Annotated in this window: 15 protein-coding genes; 3 read left to right on the top strand and 12 right to left on the bottom strand. The window is 58.7% G+C overall.

Annotated elements, in window-relative coordinates:
- Positions 1-14 precede the first annotated feature (14 nt).
- From ZBT109_RS12570 to ZBT109_RS12550, 4 genes are all read right to left on the bottom strand, one after another.
- Entirely contained in the window at positions 15-1,286 is a 1,272-nt protein-coding gene (locus tag ZBT109_RS12570) for a flavin monoamine oxidase family protein (RefSeq protein WP_051523766.1), read from the bottom strand.
- 410 nt (positions 1,287-1,696) lie between these two features.
- Positions 1,697-2,962: a hypothetical protein gene (locus ZBT109_RS13660; RefSeq protein WP_145984533.1), complete on the bottom strand. Its 1,266-nt coding sequence runs from the start codon at positions 2,960-2,962 to the stop codon at positions 1,697-1,699.
- Positions 2,963-3,041: 79 nt separating this feature from the next.
- Entirely contained in the window at positions 3,042-3,959 is a 918-nt protein-coding gene (locus ZBT109_RS12555; RefSeq protein WP_051523763.1) for a hypothetical protein, read from the bottom strand.
- Between the two features lie 227 nt (positions 3,960-4,186).
- Complete coding sequence (locus ZBT109_RS12550) at positions 4,187-5,146, bottom strand: hypothetical protein (RefSeq protein ID WP_145984532.1); 960 nt, start codon at positions 5,144-5,146, stop codon at positions 4,187-4,189.
- 478 nt (positions 5,147-5,624) lie between these two features.
- Between ZBT109_RS12550 and ZBT109_RS12545 the strand changes: the two genes are divergently transcribed.
- Positions 5,625-6,506: an SDR family oxidoreductase gene (locus ZBT109_RS12545; protein WP_027705003.1), complete on the top strand. Its 882-nt coding sequence runs from the start codon at positions 5,625-5,627 to the stop codon at positions 6,504-6,506.
- Positions 6,507-6,612: 106 nt separating this feature from the next.
- On the opposite strand, the gene ZBT109_RS12540 is transcribed toward ZBT109_RS12545, so the two are convergent.
- The 5 genes from ZBT109_RS12540 to norV all read right to left on the bottom strand — a co-directional run bounded on the left by ZBT109_RS12540 (position 6,613) and on the right by norV (position 12,610).
- Positions 6,613-7,284 carry a GDSL-type esterase/lipase family protein gene (locus ZBT109_RS12540; protein WP_051523762.1) on the bottom strand — a complete coding sequence of 224 codons (672 nt, stop codon included), beginning with the start codon at positions 7,282-7,284 and terminating at the stop codon, positions 6,613-6,615.
- A gap of 103 nt (positions 7,285-7,387) precedes the next feature.
- Positions 7,388-8,896, bottom strand: coding sequence for a peptide MFS transporter (locus ZBT109_RS12535; RefSeq protein ID WP_038278056.1), 1,509 nt, complete (start codon positions 8,894-8,896; stop codon positions 7,388-7,390).
- A gap of 177 nt (positions 8,897-9,073) precedes the next feature.
- Positions 9,074-9,958 (bottom strand): SAM-dependent methyltransferase TehB, encoded by an 885-nt coding sequence (gene tehB, locus ZBT109_RS12530; RefSeq protein WP_027705002.1) that lies wholly within the window; start codon positions 9,956-9,958, stop codon positions 9,074-9,076.
- Between the two features lie 59 nt (positions 9,959-10,017).
- Positions 10,018-11,160 carry an NADH:flavorubredoxin reductase NorW gene (norW, locus tag ZBT109_RS12525; RefSeq protein ID WP_027705001.1) on the bottom strand — a complete coding sequence of 381 codons (1,143 nt, stop codon included), beginning with the start codon at positions 11,158-11,160 and terminating at the stop codon, positions 10,018-10,020.
- Positions 11,161-11,170: 10 nt separating this feature from the next.
- Positions 11,171-12,610, bottom strand: coding sequence for an anaerobic nitric oxide reductase flavorubredoxin (gene norV, locus ZBT109_RS12520; protein WP_027705000.1), 1,440 nt, complete (start codon positions 12,608-12,610; stop codon positions 11,171-11,173).
- 177 nt (positions 12,611-12,787) lie between these two features.
- Here norV and norR point away from each other — a divergent pair, with 177 nt between their 5' ends.
- Positions 12,788-14,329: a nitric oxide reductase transcriptional regulator NorR gene (gene norR / locus ZBT109_RS12515; protein WP_027704999.1), complete on the top strand. Its 1,542-nt coding sequence runs from the start codon at positions 12,788-12,790 to the stop codon at positions 14,327-14,329.
- A gap of 11 nt (positions 14,330-14,340) precedes the next feature.
- Here norR and ZBT109_RS12510 read toward each other — a convergent pair whose 3' ends face one another.
- The 3 genes from ZBT109_RS12510 to ZBT109_RS12500 all read right to left on the bottom strand — a co-directional run bounded on the left by ZBT109_RS12510 (position 14,341) and on the right by ZBT109_RS12500 (position 17,279).
- Complete coding sequence (locus ZBT109_RS12510; RefSeq protein WP_027704998.1) at positions 14,341-14,730, bottom strand: DUF4354 family protein; 390 nt, start codon at positions 14,728-14,730, stop codon at positions 14,341-14,343.
- A gap of 404 nt (positions 14,731-15,134) precedes the next feature.
- Positions 15,135-15,539 carry a VOC family protein gene (locus ZBT109_RS12505; RefSeq protein ID WP_027704997.1) on the bottom strand — a complete coding sequence of 135 codons (405 nt, stop codon included), beginning with the start codon at positions 15,537-15,539 and terminating at the stop codon, positions 15,135-15,137.
- Positions 15,540-15,986: 447 nt separating this feature from the next.
- Positions 15,987-17,279, bottom strand: a complete 1,293-nt coding sequence (locus tag ZBT109_RS12500) for a PAS domain-containing methyl-accepting chemotaxis protein (RefSeq protein ID WP_027704996.1) — start codon at positions 17,277-17,279, stop codon at positions 15,987-15,989.
- A gap of 596 nt (positions 17,280-17,875) precedes the next feature.
- Here ZBT109_RS12500 and ZBT109_RS12495 point away from each other — a divergent pair.
- Positions 17,876-19,348, top strand: coding sequence for a SulP family inorganic anion transporter (locus ZBT109_RS12495; protein WP_051523760.1), 1,473 nt, complete (start codon positions 17,876-17,878; stop codon positions 19,346-19,348).
- The last annotated feature ends 152 nt before the right edge of the window (positions 19,349-19,500 follow it).

The following is a 19,500-nucleotide window of genomic DNA, read 5'->3' as shown; positions in this document are numbered from 1 at the left end:
CCGACAGGCTGCGGTCAGCGAGCATCCAGCGCAGCGGCGGGCTGCGAGGACAGATCGCGAATACTGCAGACGGCGCGCATGGCACTGGACAGCACGTCTTCATCACGCCACTGGGCAACGAGTCGTGCCGTGTTGCCTGCGTTGAATCCGACCAGTATCGGCTTGCCGAACACCTTCAAGCCGTTGACCCAGTAGGACCACAGCCCAGGTAGCTGACTGTCCTGCCAGACGAAGCTGGTGTTGTCGCTGTCCCAGAACGGTTCATCGAATTCGAGCCACAGCTTGTCCATCAGCCCGTTGCCCATTGCATTGATCGCATGCTGCTTTTCGATCGGAAATGCGGGGGTGAACTTGACTCGATTTTGCTTGAGTACGCCCAGCGGCAGCGTGACGACGCAGTAGTCGGCGGTCACCTGGTGGCCGTTCTGCATCATGATAATCACGCCATCGTCCTGCTGATAGACGTGCTTCACCACTTGCCCCGTCTGGATATCCAGCCCTTTGGCGAGGGCATCGACGATCGGCATGTAGCCTTCGCGCAGCAGCACGTCGCGCCCTTCGGCACGTAGCCCTTCACGCAATGCCATGATCGACAGTTCAGCCGGATCGGCCGCGAATTCCTGTGTGTACTGCACGTGTGCGGCCCAAGCTTTCTGTGGGTCGCTGGTCAGCCCGAAGGCGTGCGACACGCTATCGTCGGGCAGCAGCACTGATGACAGCACTTCCTCTTCCTGTGCGGCAAGTGCGTCGATGGCGGCGCGCTGATCGCTGTGGGCTCCCAGCGAGTCGTAATCGAACGGCAGCTGTTCAAGGGCCAGCTGGTCGGCCAGCTCCTTCGCCGTATTGTCTTGAGTATCCACGCCGTGAATCCATGCGGCCCCCAGTGGCGCAGGAATACCCGCGATCTTGTCAGCGCGGGTGCGGCCCCCGATGGTGTCCGCTCCTTCCAGTATCGTGACCTTGCGTCCAGCGCGGTGCAGTTCAAGCGCACACGTTAGACCTGCCAGCCCGGCACCGATCACCACGACCCGATGGGGTCCTTGGGCCGTCTCGCGCACGGCCTTGGCGGCCTCAATACCCGAGTTGATCGCCCCTTGCGTGGTGGCGGGAGCGTTGGCTGAGGTGGCTTCACCTGCAAAGAACAGTCGCCCGAAAGGGGCCTTGAGGGCTTCGCACAGGTGCTCTTCCGCTGTCCCCGCTTTTACGAACGAATACGAGCCACATGCCAGCGGGTCATGCAGCCAGTTAGTGCGTACATAGTGCTTTAGTGGAGGAATGTTGTTCATGTCGTGTCCTGTCTACGGCAATGAATGCACGCGTACGCGTTACATGCGTGATCGGTGCGGCTACTCAGTCAAGAACATATGCGCCGGTATGTCGACTGTAAGGCCGCGCATGACATCTCGCGCTGGCGCCAGAGTGGTCTTAAGTGTTCTCAGTATAGACGCCACAGCGGCGACTAGATGGCTGACATCAAAGGCTTTGAGCGTTAGCGCACAAGCTGTGCTGCAGTGTCGCACTGCACCAATGTTTAGCGAGCGAGGCCATTTTCGCGTTGTTTTTGGGCCTACCGCTGTGGGAAGAGGACAATCGTGATTTTTTCTATAAAAGAGTGAAAAGGCGTCCCTAGTGGACGCCTTCTTTATGAGCGAGTGTTGCCGACAAGGCAGCACGTTCGCTTGTCATCATGGTGTCATCAATAGACCGGCGTCAGAACCTGATCACTCGGTACGTAGTTGAACTGCACCTGTGCGCTCTGTGTCTGCGGCATAGTGATGCGAATAACCGGTAAGAACGCCTGAGTCTGGTTGTAGTAGTCGAGCTGGTAGTGTTGAGCGTCGGACAAACCATCGGTGTCGGCCAGATAGAAGAAGGCCTGCAACGGCAGCTGGCTGCCCTTGCCACTTTCCCACGTGGCCAAGCGGAACTCGTTCAGTTCGTTGAATCCAGTATCGCCCAGCAGCGCATGAGCTGTGGTCGCGACCTTGAAGCGTTCAGCCGCTGTCGCTTTATCACCGCTCAGATCGAAGCCGCACTGATGGTGCTGACGGTCATTCTGTTCGGACTGATAGTGTTCAAGCCATTTCTCGGCGGTCGCGATGCCGTAGTGATCGCACGTGTTGCTGGTGTCGGGGAACTCGGCGGTTGCGGCACCGCAGCCGTGATTGTCGCGTGAGGCGGTCGACGCATCCAACAGGAAGTAGCACAGCGCATCAACCTTGACGGCGTTTGCATCGGCTTTTTGCTGCGGGAAGAAAATGAAGCCGCTGTTGTAGCCGAAGGCCAGGTGTGAGTAGCGCGTATCGCTGCGCAGCCACGAGAATGACGTGCCGCCTGTTTTGGTCGAGAAGGGGCTTGGGTCCCAGACATGGTACTGATCGGAGTAGTTCTTATTAGAACGCAGCATTACCCCTGTGCACATGTAAGCCGGAGAGCCATCATTGCACTGTGAGCGTGTGTCGTAGTACTGGCGGCTCAGCTCAAGCGCCGTGCGACGGTACGGCGTTTTAACGGTTGGTCGCTCGGTTGTCGTGGTGGTTGTCGACCCCGTGGTCGTGTTGCCCGTACCGGAGGTGGTTGATCCAGTCGTGGTGCCCGTACCAGAGGTGGACGAGCCAGTGGTTGATCCAGTCGTGGTGCCCGTGCCAGAGGTGGACGAGCCGGTGGTTGATCCAGTCGTGGTGCCTGTACTTGAGGCGGACGAGCCAGCGGCTGATCCGGTCGTGGTGCCTGTACCGGAGGTGGACGAGCCGGTGGTTGATCCGGTCGTGGTGCCTGTACTGGTCGAGCTGTTGTCAGTGGTGGATGTTGCGGAGGGCGTGGTTGCTGTCGATGTCGCGGTGGACGATGTTGGCGTCACGACGACATCGGGCTGTGTCGTCAGGCTGTCTGCCTGTACGCCCGGGGTGAAGAACGGCGACAAGATGCCAAGAAGGCTGTAGATGAACTGTTCGTATGTCATGAGTTGTGCTGCCTACGGAGGCGGGCCGCCGACGATCATGGCGTGCGGCCCGCTAGCTGAATAGAAGAGGGAAAGCGACTCAGGAGGTGGCGGCGTCAGAGTCGACCGCTTGGTCTGCCGGAATGAAGCGGAACTTAGCGTTCTGATCCATGGAGGCCGGCAGTGTCAGCTGGACGACGGGCACGAATTTGCCGGTCGAGTTGAAGTAGTCCTTCTGATACATCTGGGCGTTATTCAGGCCTTCGCTGTTGGCGAGGTAGAAGAACGCTTGGATCGGCAGCTGGCCCGGAATGTTGGCGGCCCATGTGGTCAGACGGAATTCGTTCTGGGTGCTGAAGCCTTCACTGCCCAGCTTCTGCTGCGATTGCAGAGCCAGATAGAAGTTGTCGCGTGCCTGTGCGTTGGCGACGCGTTCATCCAGATAGAAGCCGCATTCGTGACGACGGCGCGAGTCGGTGACGCTGGTGTAGTGGGAGTACCACGCGTCGGCTGTGGTGATGCCGTACTGGTCGCAGGAAGCGCTGGAATCCGGGTACGCGCTGTGCTCGGCACAGCCGCTATCGCTGCGCAGCGCCGTATCGGAATCGATCGGGAAGTAGCACTTGGCGGTGACCTTGATAGTGCCCTGTGGTGCCTGCTGTTGCGGGTACAGGATCAGACCGCTGTTGTAGCCGAAGGCCAGCTTGCCGAACTTGGAGTCCTGGCGCAGATACGAGAAGGAGGTTGCGCCGGAGGTGACCGAGAACGGGCTCGGGTCCCAGGCGTGGTACTTGTCGGAATAGCCACCGAGCACGCGCAGCATGACACCGGAGCACATATAGGCCGGCGCATCACTGTCACATGTGGAGGTCGTGTTGTAGTAGCGTTGGGTGAGCTCGTTGGCCGTGCGGGGTTTCTCGGCAGTGGTCGAGGTGGTATCCGCGAGGGCATGTTGTGCCGTCATCAGTGCGAATACTGCCCCAAGCGCGCCAAGAATATTATTTTTGTAATAGCGCATGGTAGTTACCATTATTTATATTATTATTGTGGGGTGATCTTCATCAAGATCATTATTATTATCCCTTGCCTGAATATCCGAAGGCCATTGTCGGTAGTTGTCGTATAAGCAAAGGACAACACCGACAATAAATATGCCCGATCAGAAATAAATGCATGGCGATGATAATAAGCGGCTTGTTTGCTTTTAATGTGACCACGTTAGGCAAGACAAGCCGCTGATGGGGATCAGAATCCCTGATCTTCTGCTCGGTAGGCGAACCCTACGTCATCGGTGGCGCTGGTCGGCATGTCGAGTCGGATGACCGGCACGAAGCGATGGGCCTGCTCATAGAAGTCGCGCTGATAATTACGCGCGTGTTCCAGTCCGCCTTCCTTTCCGCCCTGATAGAAAAACGCCTCAACTGGCAGTCTGGCGCTGGTGCCGTGGGGCCAAACGTCCAGCTTGAATTCGGTGACATCGTTGAATGCGATATCGCCGAGTGAAGCGCCGGCCTGTAAGGCAAGCTGGAACGTGCGGCGTGCTGTGTCGCGATCGCCGTTCAGCATGAAGGCGCACTGGTGATGCTGGCGGTCTTCAACAGCGAAGTAGTGCTGGCGCCAAGCATCCACGGTGGTGATGCCGTATTGCTCGCAGCCGCGGCTGTCATTGGGGAACAGCAGTGTGGTTGCACCACAGCCGTGATCGTCGCGTTCATAGGTCGCGCCGTCGGTCGGGAAGTAGCAGTGCGCGGTGTAGTCGATCAGGTAGGAAGGATGGTTGCGTGCCGGGAACAGCACGTAACCGCTTTCATGTCCGAAGGCGAAACCTTTGAATTTCGTGTCGCGGCGCAGCCAAGAGAACGACATCGTACCGTCGCGGTCGGCCAGCGGGCTGGGCTCCCACGCGTGCCAGCTGGTCGAGAAACCATTGAGTGCTCGCAGCATGATGCCGCTGCACGCATAGGCAGGCTGACCATCGGCGCAGGCTGTAGTGGTGGTACGGTACTGCGCACGCATCATCAGGGCTATATTGCGGCCATAGCGATTGAAGCGGCTGACCTGATCCAGCGTCAGTGATCCAAACGTCGGCATGGTGACAGTCGCCTCTTCTGCATGTGCCACGGGCGTATTCATGCTGAGAGGAAGCAGGGTCGCGAGTGCAGCGGCCAGAAGAGTGCGAGACGTTTTTATCGTTATTGTTGTCATTGTTCTTATTTTATTGGATGAATTATCGTACCGGAAAGATAAAACGGGTAATAAACCCGAGCGATTCATCACTCGCTGTCAATATCAATAGCGTTATCTTTTATAAAAACGCTATTTGCGGCGGTGAGCGTCGATAATTGCATTCGTATTGCCGTCCATCCATTCATGGGTGATGTAATAAGGCACTATAGGAAGCGTTCAATGAAAATAAGACATGTCCTGTTGATGAGGGTGTGACGCCACTTGGGCTTGGGCCGAACGATGACGAGATCAGGGCGATAGGTGTGGCGCGGTAGCGCGGCGATGGAATGTGCAATCTGGGAGGCGCAGGTTGCCATTCCCGTACACAGGCACTAGGACTTGTAACAAGCATTCATGAGGAATGCGTTACCGAGCGTAGGTTGAATAGCCACTGTCGCGGTCTTCTGACGCAGAGGACGGGTAGGCGCTCGGTCATCACGAACAAGGAGGTCATTCCATGAGTTCTCAGCATCCTCAGCAGCGCTTTCCCCACCCACCGTTTGAGCACCAAGTGCAGCAGCCACCGGGCCTCGACAGCAATATGACGCCTCGTGCCGATCACGGCGAGCAGAGCTACAAAGGCCACGGGCGTCTGGCAGGTCGTAAAGCCCTGATTACCGGCGGCGACTCTGGTATCGGGTGCGCGGTAGCGATTGCCTATGCGCGTGAAGGGGCAGACGTTGCTATCAGTTATCTTCCTGCCGAACAGAGCGATGCCGATGAAGTGATCGCGCTGATCGAGAAGGCGGGCCGCAAGGCCGTAGCACTGCCGGGCGATATCAAGGATGAAGCGTTCTGTGGCCAGCTGGTCGAACAGGCCGTCAATGCATTGGGTGGGCTGGATATTCTGGTCAACAACGCGGGTAAACAGCAGGCGGTCGATGGCATTGACGAGCTGACCACACAGCAGTTCGATGAGACCTTCAAGACCAACGTCTACGCGCTGTTCTGGATCACTAAAGCAGCGCATCGCCACCTTAAGCCTGGGGCAGTGGTCATCAACTCCACCTCGGTGCAGGGGTTTATGCCGTCGCCCAACCTGCTCGACTATGCGCAGACCAAGGCCAGCATCATCGCCTTTACGCGCAGTTTGGCCCAGCAGTGGGCAGACGAGGGCATCCGCGTCAATGCCGTCGCACCCGGGCCGTTCTGGACGCCACTCCAGTCCAGCGGTGGTCAGCCACCTGAAGCCGTCCAGACGTTCGGGGCCGAATTGCCGCTCAAGCGCCCCGGACAGCCGGTTGAGATCGCACCGCTGTACGTGACATTGGCCACTGATGAGGTCAGCTATTGCACAGGGCAGGTGTGGGGTGCCAACGGCGGGGCATGTATCGCCTGATACTTACCTTGTGTGATCGACCGTACAGCAAAGGGCACCCCATGGGGTGCCCTTTATCGTATGCGGAAATGATCTGACAGTAGCGATGGCGCAGTGACAACAGCCGCTACGCTAAGGGCTGCGCTGCACGAGCATCTTCAGTACACGTGATGGACTGCACCTTATCCGCCACCGCACGGGCAATGCGCGCATGTGTTGCCAGATCCAGATGTTCACCATCGTCCTGAACGTGACCCAAGGGCGCCAGATCAAGAAAGGCGACCTGCTGCTGAGCGCAGATCGCTTCAAGATGCCCTGCCAAAGCACGCGATTTTGCATCGCCACCCGCAGATGCATTGTCTGGGATTGCCACTTCATTAATGGGAATAGGGGACAGCACCAGTATTTGGGGTGTCTGCAATGCGGGACCCACCGCAAAGCGGCGCACATCGTCAATCAGCGTGCCGACATTGGCCGCAATAGTGGCGGCATCAACGTCGAAGATGACCTTCAGGTCGTTGGTGCCCAGCATCAAAATCAGTAGCGCTACGGGGGTGTGTGACGCCAGCACCGGGCGCAGCGTCCGCCGACCGTTGAGCCACTCGCCGCGCGGATCATCGTACACCGTCGTGCGCCCGGGCAATCCCTCAGCAATGACATGCCACGCGTCGCCCAGATGCTGCTGGAGAAGATCGGGCCACCGTTGTCCTACCGGCCAGCGATGGTTCTGGGCAGGGCACGCGCACGGCATCATGCCGAAGGTATTGGAATCACCATAGCAGACAAGGGTACGTGACATAGGCGGTCTCTCCGGCGTGGCTCAAGTGAAAGGCGTCGTTTTTCATTCATACCTGACTGCGCCGCCGATCACAATGGCATGAGCGACGGTGCAGCGCGTGGTGTCAGGATGGCGAGTGCGCGAGGGCATGGCGGCGCTGCAGCGCTAGCAGCCAAGGCAGTGTCACCGCAACCAGTACACAGAAACCTACGCCGGTCAGGCACATCCTCATAAAGAAGCCTGAGTAGATCGGCAGGCTGAGCGGCGCATTGTCGATATCGGCCGGTACGCTAGCCAAATTGGCGATCACTCCGCCAGCATACTGTGCCAGCCCCGTGGCTACGAAGTAGATGCCGATCATGAAGCCGCGCTGGTGGGCGGGAATGTAGCGCGACATCATCGCGATGCCTAACCCGCTGATCAGCAGTTCGCTGAGCGAGAAGAACCCATAGCCCGCAATCATGACCCACGATGAGGCTAGACCGTCATGGGCAAAGGTGCGCGCCGAGCCGAAGACCGCGAAACCTGCCGTGATTGCCAGAAAGCCCAGTAGGAACTTCACCGGCGTTGGCAGCCCCAGATGGCGGCGTTCGAGGGCCGTATACCCCCACGCCAGCAGTGGACTGAGCAGCATGATCCAGATCGGGTCTAGTGCTTGAAACTGCGCAGGCGACCAGCGCCACAGTGACAGGCCGAACAGCGACGCGTTCAGATCGACATTGTGCAGCGCAAACAGATTGAGCGAGGTGAACATCTGCTGATAAAAGATGAAGAACAGCATGGTTTGCAGGGTGAGAATCGCTGCGATAAGCAGGCCCGCGCGTGATGCCTTCGGCTCGCGCAGGATCAGCACGGCGAACGTGACCAGCACGATCAGGGCCAAGGCATAGACGACCAACGCGGCCAGCTGTGTGTAGGACAGAATGAGCGTGCTGAAAGCAACCAGCGCCACGCTCATGGCCAGCAGCATGCCCCAGCGGATAATGGGAACGCGATGCTGGTCGAGCGCCGAGCGGACGTGGTGCAGTGTATGGCGTGTCGCCATCAGGTTTGCCAGCCCGACGAGTAGGCCCAGTGCGCAGCAGGCGAATGCCGCGTGCCACCCGAGGCCGCTGCCATAGCGCGCATTTACCGCATCGTTGACCCACGGTGTTAGCAGCATCGACAGCGTTGAGCCGACGTTGACGGCCATGTAGTACAGCGTCGAGGCACTGTCGAGGGCGGCGGTGTCGTGCTGATAGATGCGACTGAGCAGGTTGCCTGCATTGGCCTTGAAGAACCCGTTGCCGACGATCACTACACTTAGGCCGATCATCAGAAACGATTCGCTCTGTACCGGCAGGGCCAGCAGCACATAGCCCGCGGTCAGGATGACGGCACCGATACGGATGCAGCGCTGCGTGCCCAGCCAGCGGTCACCGATCAGGCCGCCGATAGCGGGAGTAGCATAGACCAGTGCGGCCGCTGCGCTGGTGACCAGATTAGCGCGGGTATCGGGAAAGCCTAGGCGCTGGATCATGTAGTACAGAATCAGCGCTTGCATGCCGTAATAGCCGAATCGCTCCCACATTTCGACCATGAACAGTGTGGTAAAGGCTCGCCGTCGCTGTGGCGAGGTCATGGGTGTCGACATGAGCATATTCTCCTTAAACATGAAGGGGGTTGGGTGATCCGGTCTCTATCATTACCGTATCTAAATGAAACATTCATGTATGCAGGAAACGTGCTGGGAGAGCCGTCAGCGGCATGAACGAGGGGTAATCTCCTTATTCCTTGTTCATGCCGCTAGGAGGGAAGTAGGTCAGGCGGTTTAGATTGGGCAGCGAGCTAGCAGCGTCGCGAAGCGCAGCTTGATGCGGTTGCCCTGCGCATCGGTGCGGTGCAGTTCGCCAACGTCTTCGTTGTAGCGCTCCAGTGTCCAGCCTGCGTCAGTGTAGAGGCGGCTCAGCTGGCCTATGCCGAAGGTGAACGGAAACGGCATGGTGCATGGATAGTCGTCGGTCGACATCGCCGCTACGATCAGGTTGTAGCCGCCCGGAGCCGTGTGTGCCTGCATCTCATGGATCAGGCGCTCTGGTGTGCCGGGCTGCAGGAACATCATCACCACGGTGGAGATCATGATGTCGTACTCGCCACTGACGGCGTACTGGTTGAGGTCGACTTGGTGGATATCGACGCGTTTTTCCAGCGCTTCGTTGTGCACGACGGTGGCCAGCGATTCAAGGCTGTTGATGTTGTGATCCAGCGCTGTGACGCGATGCCCTTTGAGTGCCATGTACAGCGTGTTGCGCCCGCCGCCGCAGCCCAGATCAAGCACGCGCAGAGGTGCCTGAGTCTCGGTGTGCTGGAAGGCCTTGATGACCTCGGAGTGGGTGCGGGTCATGCCGTACTTCAGGTGGCCGTAGTCTTCCAGTGCGCAGAACAGTGAGAGCTGGCAGCGCAGATCGTCGGATACGCTGACAATGCGGTGAGCCTGATGTGGTGGCATGAGCGGCAGTGGTTGCTGTGCCGAGGCCTTATACGTGGCCGTCACCTGATCGGTATCGTCGAGCCATTCCATCGTGAGTGTACCCGCCAGCACACGCAGCTGGGCCGACTGTCCCTCGGGTGCACAGTGGCGTTCGCGCAGGGCCGCAGGCAGAGTGGCGGCGGTCCATTCCGGCAGTGTCTGGCTGCATTTCAGTGATGATGTCATAAAGGCTCCTCATACCTTGCTTCACCGAGTGCATCGGCGAAGCAAGGCGTATGGGTGGTTCAGCGTAGGCGTGGCAACTGCTTCAGCAGGCCAATGGCGTTCGCCGTGTGCTTGCCGAAGCACAGAAAGGCAAGCAGTGTACCGTCTTCCGTACGGCCTTTGGCGGTCATGCCGTCAGCATCGGCCGAGATCAGCCAGCGCACATCGGGGTGGAATGGATCGCCTGCGGCCTGAATGGGAAAGGTAGGGGTTTTCACCCTCACCAGCATCGGCGGTAGCATCAGATGTGCACTGTCGTCGCCCGTTAGCACGCGGGCCAGCGTTGCGGCGCTGAGCTGGATGGGTTGCAGGAACGGCCACAGGCGACCGCCGATCTCTGCGGCATCGCCGAGCGCATGAAGGTGTGGCACGCTGGTTGCCAGCTGGTCGTCGACTACGATGCCCTGCCGCACTTCCGCTCCGGCACTGGTGGCCAGACGGGTATCCGGGCGCAGTCCTACTGCGCAGATCACTTCGTCCACCGTCACCGATGTGCCTGTCGATAGCATGGCGCGCAGACCGTCGCGGTCGGGCAGTACGCTGAGCAGGGTCGCATTCAGATGCAGCGACACGCCTAGTGTATGCAGCGCATGTTGCAGCGGGCCACCGAACAGCGGTGGCAGCACCTTAGGCAGCAGGGTTGTGGCCTGATCGACCAGCGTCACCCGTTTCCCGGCACGCGCCAGATCCATCGCCAGTTCGATGCCGACCAGACCCGCTCCCAGCACCATTACATGCTTTGCCGCGCGCAGACGCTCTTCACTCAGCGCATATTCCTGACGGCTGTTGAAGGTCAGCAGGCGTTCGTGGCCCAGTACGGGGGGCACGATGGCTTGCCCGCCAGTGGCCAGTACCAGTTCACCGTAGTCGAAGGTGCCCGCATCGGTGTCGATGCAGCGCTGCTCGGCGTTGATTGCATTAACGCAGGTGTGCGGGTGCAGCGTGCAGCAGTTTGCGCTGGCGAAATCGGCGGCCGATTGCTGGATTAGATCGTCTGCCGACTGATCCTTGCTGAACACATGGCTCAGTTCGGGCTTTGCGTATTCATCGCCGCTGTCAGCCGTCACGATGCGGATGGGGCGTTCGGGGGCCAGACGTCGCACGCTTCTGACCAGCTGGCGTGCGGCAAAGCCGGCCCCCACAATCACGATATCGTGTGTCATGGTCGCCTCGTCAGATCATTTCGTTGAAGACGTCTTTACCCAGCCCGCATTCGGGGCACAGGAAGGTCTCCGGCACGTCTTCCCACGGTGTGTTCGGGGGTACGTCTTGCTGAGGTTCGCCCTTGACCGGGTCATAGATCCACTGGCAGACGCTGCACTGCATGCGCGGCCCCAGCGGTTTCTTATCAAGCATGGCGGGATCGACGCCGGTGGCTTGGCGTGTTGAGGCGGTCGGCTCTGATACCGACAGATCATGCAGCGCCCACAGGCGAGCGATGGTGCGGCCATACTCGCGGCATGCTTCGAGTGCGTCTGTGTCGGGACGCCATTTTTCCTTTAGCGAAAGTGCGGTATCGAACCCTGCATCCATCAGACGCGTCTGCACGCGATCGACTGCTCCTCCGGTCCAGCCGTAGCTGCCAAACGCCGCGGCTTTCTTGTTGCGAAAACGCAGTCCGGCCAGCTCTTCAAGCATGCCCGCGACTTTGGGCATCATCACGTTGTTCATGGTCGAAGAGCCGACCAGCACGCCTTTGGAGCGGAAGATTTGGGTCAGCACTTCGTTCTTGTCGCTGCGCGAGATGTTGTAGCTCTTAACCGCGACGAGTGGGTCGACTTGGCTGATCCCTTCTGCGATGGCATCGGCCATCATGCGGGTGTTGCGTGACATGGTGTCGTAGGCAATGGTGATGCGGTCTTCCTGATAGTGATCCGCCCATTCCAGGTAGTGCTCAATGATCTGTTCCGGGCGTTCGCGCCAGACCACCCCATGCGAGGTCGCGATCATCGACAGTGGCAGTTTGAGCGCCAGCACTTCATTAATCTTGGCGGTGACTAGCGGGCTGAATGGGGTCAGGATGTTGGCGAAGTAGCGCATGCACTGTTCGTACAGCTCAGCCTGATCCACTTCATCGTTGAACAGATGTTCGTCGCAATAGTGCTGGCCGAAGGCATCGTTGCTGAACAGCACCGCGTCCCCAGTCAGGTAGGTCATCATGCTGTCCGGCCAGTGCAGCATCGGGGCTTCGACAAAGACGAGAGACTTGCCGTTGCCGATATCCAGCGAGTCGCCGGTCTTCACGACATTGAAGTGCCATTCGGGATGATGGTGATGTCCATTGATGGAGTCGATAGCATTGCGCGAGCAGTAGATCGGCACGTTTGGAATCCGCGCCATCAGCGCGGTCAGCGCGCCAGCATGGTCTTCTTCCGCATGGTTGATGACGATAGCATCGATGTCGAGCAGGTCGATCTCCTGTGCCAGATTACGCACGAACGTTTCGCTGAAGCGGTGATCGACAGTGTCGATCAGCACGTTCTTGCCTTCGCGGATCAGATAGCTGTTATAACTGCTGCCCTTGACCGTATGGTATTCGGTGCCGTGGAAGTCGCGGATTTCCCAGTCGCGTTGACCTACCCAATGAACGTTGCCTGTGACGTGAATCGACATGTTGCTGCTCCCTGAACGAATGACATGTGCATCTCATCCTCGGCAGGAAACGTGCCAACTCTTTTTATTGTTTATTTTCAATATATTATAAGTGATAGGTGTCTTATTGATATTCGTGAAAAGATATCAATATGGTAAGGTGTGTATCTTGATGATACATGCTGATGGGAGGGTGTTATGTCGCTTTCTTTTCGCTCGCTGGCCGATGTCGCGCTGGCGCTTCAGACCGATATCGGCGATCCCGATCGCTTTCAGCGTCTGGTGCAGCGCCTTCACCAGCTGCTGAAGTGTGATGCCACCGCGCTGCTGCACTATGACCACGGTATCTTTCGGCCACTGGCGATGGCCGGATTGCCGCCGGATGTATGCGGTCGGCACTTTCGCATCGACGAGCATCCGCGACTGGAGGCGATCGCCCGCGCGGGTGACATCGTGCGCTTCCCGGCCGACAGCGCCTTGCCGGATCCCTACGATGGGCTGATTCCCGGGCACGAGCACATGCATGTTCATGCTTGCATCGGGTTGCCGTTGCTGCGCGATCAGATGCTGATCGGGGCACTGACACTGGACGGCCTGAGTGCCGATCAATTCAGCGACTTTTCGGATGAAGCACTGCGGCTGATCAGTGCACTGGTGGCCGTGGCGCTCGACAACGCACTGTTAGTGCGCCAGCTCGAAGAGCAGCCGGTGCAGCTGCCCATGCCGCGCTCGCCGGGTCAGAGCACCGCCCACGACATGATCGGCCAGTCACGGGCCATGCAGCAGCTGCGGCAGGAGATTGCCGTAGTGGCGGGTACGGACTTAAGTGTGCTGATTCTGGGTGAGACAGGCGTCGGCAAAGAATTGGTCGCTCAGGCGGTGCACGCCGGGTCGCCACGCGCCGCACAGGACATGGTGTACCTGAACTGTGCCGCCCTACCCGAATCGGTTGCCGAAAGCGAGCTGTTTGGGCATGTGAAAGGGGCTTTCACCGGTGCGATTAGCAATCGTGCGGGCAAGTTCGAAATGGCGAATCACGGCACGCTGTTTCTGGATGAGATCGGCGAGCTGTCGTTGTCATTGCAGGCCAAGCTGCTGCGCGTGTTGCAGTACGGTGATGTGCAGCGTATCGGCGATGATCGCAGTGTGAAGGTTGATGTTCGCATTATTGCCGCGACCAATGTCGATCTGAAGGAAGCGGTGCTGCAAGGGCGCTTTCGTGCGGATCTGTATCACCGGCTGAGCGTGTTCCCTGTTCATGTGGCCTCGCTGCGCGAGCGCGAAGGCGACATCGCTTTGCTGGCGGGGTTCTTCTGTGAACGCTGTCGTGCACGGCTGTCGTTGCGCCAGTTGTCGCTGTCGCCGGCGGCGCTGCAGCGTCTCGAACGCTATCCGTGGCCCGGCAACGTACGCGAGCTGGAGCACGTCATTTACCGCGCTGCCGTGATTGCCGGTGCCGTATGCCGGCAGGGCGAAGCCGTACTCAAGCCTGAACATCTGGCGCTGGAGTGGACGGAAGAAACGCGCAGTGACGATACGCCTACGCTCAGTGGCCAGATCGCTGCCGTGCATATTGATGTGCCCCAAGCGTCGCTGCGCGATGCGACCGAAGCCTTCCAACGTCGCTGGATCTCGGATGCACTGACGGCCTGTCACGGTAACTGGACGGCCGCCGCGCGCCAGCTGGGCGTCAATGCGCCCAACCTGCACCGACTGGCCAAACGACTACAGCTCAAGTAGTTAATGCCGACCTACTGACGTGGACAGTCCGTGCTGAAGCGGATGACGTCCGCGTCATAGACGTCAGGTTGCAGTGATGAAAAGCCCATATCGCCCTTCTTATGCAGCCCCGGTTTTAGCATTCCTTTCAACAGGCCTTCTTCCGCAATATCGAGTGAATACGATGTGCCGCGGCGATCATAAGCCTTGAAGCAGCCATGCGCGAGATCGACGGGCTGATGGCCCACGTTGGTCAGCGACACTTCAAAAAGGCGCGTGAAATATGTCGTCGTTCCCTGCGTCGTGGTCTGTGTGCCATCCGGCGACGCGATGACCATCACCGAGTCTGCGGGCGTTGCCGCCACCGCGCTTCCTACCATCATCGACAGCATGATGGCCAGTATCCCGTTGCGCTTGAGCATGAATCGTCCTCTTCAGCATAACATCATGCCTTCAGCGTAGACGCTGTGCCGCTTTCTGCCGCGTCCTCCCGCGTATCCACTATGACCTATCGAACTGATCGCGTGGTGCTACTAGGCTGTGGTTTCCCACGCGCCTAGGTATGAGGTAGTCAGCACAGAGAGCCGAGGGCGTTTTACGGTGTGCTACTTAGAGCGTGTGAGGGTGAGACTGTCAGCCAAGGGGCTTTCTCACCCCTTTTTGCGCGCCTAGGCATGAGGTGGTCAGCACGGAGAACCATATGCGTTTTACGGTGCGCTACTTAGATTAGAGCGTGTGAGGGTAAGACCGTCAGCCAAAGGCTTACTCACCCCTTTTGTCGCTTCATTCGTATCACGGGAGGGGCTGGAAGAAGCAACGTTCTTGGTCACGACTCTATGCCTGTCCAGTAGAACTCGATCCTGATCCCGCTCGGGTCGTAACACATCATATGCATGGCCGGGCCGCCATTGAGTTCGGTTGGCGCGAATTCGATCCGGATGCCGTTATCGACCAATCGTTGGTGAATAACCGTCAGTTCGGCGCGGCGCTGCATATGCAATGCCAAGTGGTGAAGCCCGACGTTTTTGCGGCGGTCGAACGGTGATGCGCCTTCCTCGGTGGCCCACAGCGTTACCATAATGCAGCCGTCACTGACGAAGATGGCGGGGTAGTCCTCGCGTCGCTTGACCTCCTGCCATCCCAGCACACGGGTGAAGAAGTCCGCGCTGCCTTCCAGATTGGAAACGGCCAGACCTACGTGATGAACGCCATGCGTAAGGGGAGCGGACATTGCAGTATCCTCTGATGAGTCGGTTGAGCGGTTGTCCGTATGGATAACCGCGGGCATCACGGTAGCCGCCGCGCATGCGGCAGACTCAAGCGTGTCGAACCCACTTACTCACTATAATTCCTTACGCTGTCGCCGCGTCAATGCCTGTCGTGACAGGCGGGCATGGTCCTTGAGGGATGACTCTTCCTGATGGGATATCGAGCATGACGTGACGCTAGGCAGGTTGTTCTGGCTGCGATGAAGGACATTCTCACACGGTCGAGTTGTCGTGTGCGGTACCCGACGCTTGCGCATGTGCCAGCAGAAGACTGCGGCGTGGGTGCGTTATCAGAGCAGAAGGGGCGTATACGGTGTGTGTCATAAAGGGCACCGTATGAAGCGTACCATTTTTGACGAAGAATCAGAGGAATGAGCGCCGCCTGACAACAGCGGCGCCGAGCATTGCTATCAGCTGACTTTGTCGGTGCTGACCTGACTGGAGAAGCGTTCCACAGCCGTCACCACATCAGACGACTCTTGGTGGATGCGCTTCATGATATCGCCTGCAGAGTTGGCCATGCTGGCCCCTTCGTTGACGCACGTCATGCACTCGCGCATGCGTGAATTGGCCTGCTGAGCCAGCTCGCGCAGCTGCTTGATGGTATCTACTACCTGCTGAGTGGCATCCGATGTGCTGCCGGACAGGCGGCGCACTTCCTGTGACACCACCACGAATCCTCGGCCGTTTTCGCCCGCGCGGGCCGCTTCGATCGACGCATTGATCGCCAGCAGGTTGGTCTGGCGTGCGATGGCTTCGATGCTGGAAATGATCGCGTTAATTCCCGACGACCGGCGGTCCAATTCATCGATCATCTGCGACGCATGCGTCACGATCTCTTCAGCGCGGTGGATCTCGTCGACCGTGCGCTCAATGATGCCCGTACCTTCGATGGTCGTCTGCTGCGTATTGGATGAAATGCGATAGGCCAGCTGAGCACTTTCCGCCTCGGCGTGGTTGACCTGTACGCGTTGCGTGATATCCGTTGCCAGCTTGATGACCTTGACCAGATGACCGTCAGCATCACGGATCGGGTTGTAGGTGGCTTCCAGCCAGCGCTCCTGTCCGTTGCCCGCGATGCGGCGGAACTGACCGGACATAAACTCGCCCTGCCGCAGCCGCTCCCAGAAGTCGGTGTAGCGGGGAGAGCGCCTGAACTCATCATCGCACAAACAGCTGTGGTGCTTGCCGATCAGCATCTCGCGGCGGTAGCCCATGACACCCAAAAAGTTGTCGTTGGCCTCAAGCACCTTGCCATCCATGTCGAAGGTGATCGACGCCATTGAGCGGTCGATGGCATCCAGTTGCCCGCGAGAATCCTGCTCCCGCGCGACGCGGCGGGTAATGTCCATGGCGGTTTTAATGATTGACGTGGGACGCCCGCGACGGTTGAGGACGGGAATGTAAGATGCGCGCAGCCACAGCGGACCGCCGCCCTTGCGAACACGGCGGAAGCGGCCTTCACGGAAATGGCCCTGGCGCAGTTCAATCCAGAGCTGTTTGTATTCAGCGCTGTTAACGTAGCTGTCTTCGCACAGCGAGCTGTGATGCTGCCCGATCAGTTCGGCGCGCTCGTATCCCAGCGTTTCAAGCATGCGGTCGTTGGCTGCCAGAATGATGCCATTCATATCGAACTCGATGATGGCCATGGCATGCTGCATCGCTTCGGCGGTCTGTTTCAGGTGTCGCGATCGGGAAAACATGGTGGTTCATATCCATTTTCATGAGGGGGAACAGACCGCGCCAGGGGTACCGAGACGAGTTGGACTGGGCGGCATCTGTCACATGAAGAGCGCTGGTCGAGTGCCATCTGCTGGCGAGCCGTACGGCGCGTGGATGCTATTAACGACACTCCGATAAAAAGACTAAAGTATTCGTCGCTTATTCTGGATTGAAGAAGTTACTTTATGTGAAGTTTAATATTGCTTATGCCTCGTTGTATTTTTAATGCATTGAAAATTAAAGAATAAATGGGATTGAAATAACTTTAGAATTGAAGTGTCTTGTTTTGATTTTAGTTGTAATTTTTTGTAATAATTGTAATGTCAATGGTGAGCCTGCGCTCTATTCCTATTATCCGGTAGAGGCCGCCGACTCTTCGGTGGCACTGGCATTTTGTTGGTCAGGACAGGCGACGCGCACACGCGGGGTGTTTGTAGGTGGGGCAAGAAACATATTCAAACAGTCGGATTCGAAAAGCCTTCACCGGTTCATTACACTGTGCCCACCGCCCGCTCCTGCGGGCCGATGCGGAGGCTTCATTCCTCCTTGAGCTCGTTTTCTGTGGAACCCCCATGCCATGGCCTTGATTACTTTGCCCGCTTTCAACCTTGCCGCCTGCCGTCGCGATGTGCTGGCCGGGCTGACCGCCTCCTTTGCGCTGGTTCCCGAGTCGATAGCCTTCGCGTTGGTGGCCCAGCTCAACCCCATGATGGGGCTGTACGGTGCGGCCATCATCTGCTTCGTCACAGCGCTGCTGGGCGGTCGCCCCGGCATGATCTCCGGTGCGGCAGGGTCAATGGTGATGGTCATCATTGCGCTGGTGGCACAGCACGGTACGGCCTATTTCCTGTGGACCGTGCTGCTCAGCGGTATCGTGATGATGCTGTTCGGGCTGCTGCGGCTGAGCGTGCTGGTACGCATGATTCCTCACCCTGTCATGCTCGGGTTCGTCAACGGGCTGGCGATCGTGATTGCTCTGTCGCAGCTGGGCCACTTCAAGGTAGATGGCCACTTTCTGACCGGTATGCCACTGGGTGTGATGGTGGTGCTGGCCGCGATGACAATGGCCATCGTCTATCTGGTGCCACGTGTATTTTCCGCGATTCCGCCTGCGTTGATCGCTATTGGTGTGATGGGGCTGGCCGCTTGGGGTCTGCATTTGCCGACCCGAACGCTGGGTGACATGGCCAATATGGCCGGTGGTTGGCCGACGCCAGCTTGGCCGATGGCACCGTTGACGTTGGACACGCTGAAGATCATTACGCCGTATGCGCTGCTGATGGCGATGGTCGGGCTGCTCGAAACCCTGCTGACCTTCAACCTGACCTGCGATATCACCCGCACCGCGGGTCAGCCTAACCGAGAGTGCGTCGCGCTGGGGGCCGCCAATGTGCTGTCAGGCCTATGTGGAGGCATGGGGGGCTGCGCGATGATTGGTCAGACAATGATCAACCTTGGTTCGGGGGGGCGCGGACGCCTGTCGGGTATCGTCTGCGGAGGCATGGTGATGCTGTATATCCTCTGCCTGTCGCCGCTGATCGCGCACATCCCGCTGGCGGCACTGGTCGGTGTGATGTTTGTCGTGGCCCAGCAGACCTTTGCGTGGAACTCGCTGCGCACCGTGGGGAGGGTACCGCGCAGTGATATTGCGATCATCGTGGTGGTTACCGTAGTAACGGTCGTGACCGACCTGGCGATTGCCGTGATGTGCGGTGTCGTGATCGCTGCGCTGGTCTTTGCGTGGAAGCATGCCGCACAGCTGCAGATACGGCGTGATACACAGGACGGCAATACCTGCTATTACGGAAGGGGAACGCTGTTCTTCGCCTCTACCACGCGTTTTGATGCGGCATTTGATCCGCGACACGACAGTGAGCGCACAACACTCGACTGTCGGCATCTACTGCTGGCCGATCATTCAGCCATTGCCGCACTGGAGGCACTGAGACGCCGTTATGCCCAAGAAGGCAAGCAGCTGGTGCTGACGGGATTGGGGGCTCATAGTCAGCGGCTGTTGGCGCGTGCGCACGCGCTGCCTGACAGCCACTGACCTTCTTGCAGTGGTCGCGATTGCATCAACGCCGCCGAGGTTGTCCCCTGCGCGACAGGGTTTTTCGTGTGCCCACGTAGGTCGCGGTGATCGACCGGGGCGCTTTGCGCTCCAGTTAATGCGCCACTCTTTGCTTCGATAGCGTGTGCTTT

This window comes from Zymobacter palmae, assembly GCF_003610015.1.
In the GTDB taxonomy this organism is placed as follows: Bacteria; Pseudomonadota; Gammaproteobacteria; order Pseudomonadales; family Halomonadaceae; genus Zymobacter; species Zymobacter palmae.
The sequence above is the reverse complement of the archived record's forward strand: the minus strand, read 5'-3'. Positions and strand labels throughout refer to the sequence as shown.

What these genes read in the sequence shown, in the direction of transcription:
- ZBT109_RS12570 (WP_051523766.1), bottom strand. Translation starts at nt 1,286, where the DNA reads ATGAACAACATTCCTCCACTAAAGCACTATGTACGCACTAACTGGCTG.
- ZBT109_RS13660 (WP_145984533.1), bottom strand. Translation starts at nt 2,962, where the DNA reads ATGACATACGAACAGTTCATCTACAGCCTTCTTGGCATCTTGTCGCCG.
- ZBT109_RS12555 (WP_051523763.1), bottom strand. Translation starts at nt 3,959, where the DNA reads ATGCGCTATTACAAAAATAATATTCTTGGCGCGCTTGGGGCAGTATTC.
- ZBT109_RS12550 (WP_145984532.1), bottom strand. Translation starts at nt 5,146, where the DNA reads ATGACAACAATAACGATAAAAACGTCTCGCACTCTTCTGGCCGCTGCA.
- ZBT109_RS12545 (WP_027705003.1), top strand. Translation starts at nt 5,625, where the DNA reads ATGAGTTCTCAGCATCCTCAGCAGCGCTTTCCCCACCCACCGTTTGAG.
- ZBT109_RS12540 (WP_051523762.1), bottom strand. Translation starts at nt 7,284, where the DNA reads ATGTCACGTACCCTTGTCTGCTATGGTGATTCCAATACCTTCGGCATG.
- ZBT109_RS12535 (WP_038278056.1), bottom strand. Translation starts at nt 8,896, where the DNA reads ATGTCGACACCCATGACCTCGCCACAGCGACGGCGAGCCTTTACCACA.
- tehB (WP_027705002.1), bottom strand. Translation starts at nt 9,958, where the DNA reads ATGACATCATCACTGAAATGCAGCCAGACACTGCCGGAATGGACCGCC.
- norW (WP_027705001.1), bottom strand. Translation starts at nt 11,160, where the DNA reads ATGACACACGATATCGTGATTGTGGGGGCCGGCTTTGCCGCACGCCAG.
- norV (WP_027705000.1), bottom strand. Translation starts at nt 12,610, where the DNA reads ATGTCGATTCACGTCACAGGCAACGTTCATTGGGTAGGTCAACGCGAC.
- norR (WP_027704999.1), top strand. Translation starts at nt 12,788, where the DNA reads ATGTCGCTTTCTTTTCGCTCGCTGGCCGATGTCGCGCTGGCGCTTCAG.
- ZBT109_RS12510 (WP_027704998.1), bottom strand. Translation starts at nt 14,730, where the DNA reads ATGCTCAAGCGCAACGGGATACTGGCCATCATGCTGTCGATGATGGTA.
- ZBT109_RS12505 (WP_027704997.1), bottom strand. Translation starts at nt 15,539, where the DNA reads ATGTCCGCTCCCCTTACGCATGGCGTTCATCACGTAGGTCTGGCCGTT.
- ZBT109_RS12500 (WP_027704996.1), bottom strand. Translation starts at nt 17,279, where the DNA reads ATGTTTTCCCGATCGCGACACCTGAAACAGACCGCCGAAGCGATGCAG.
- ZBT109_RS12495 (WP_051523760.1), top strand. Translation starts at nt 17,876, where the DNA reads ATGGCCTTGATTACTTTGCCCGCTTTCAACCTTGCCGCCTGCCGTCGC.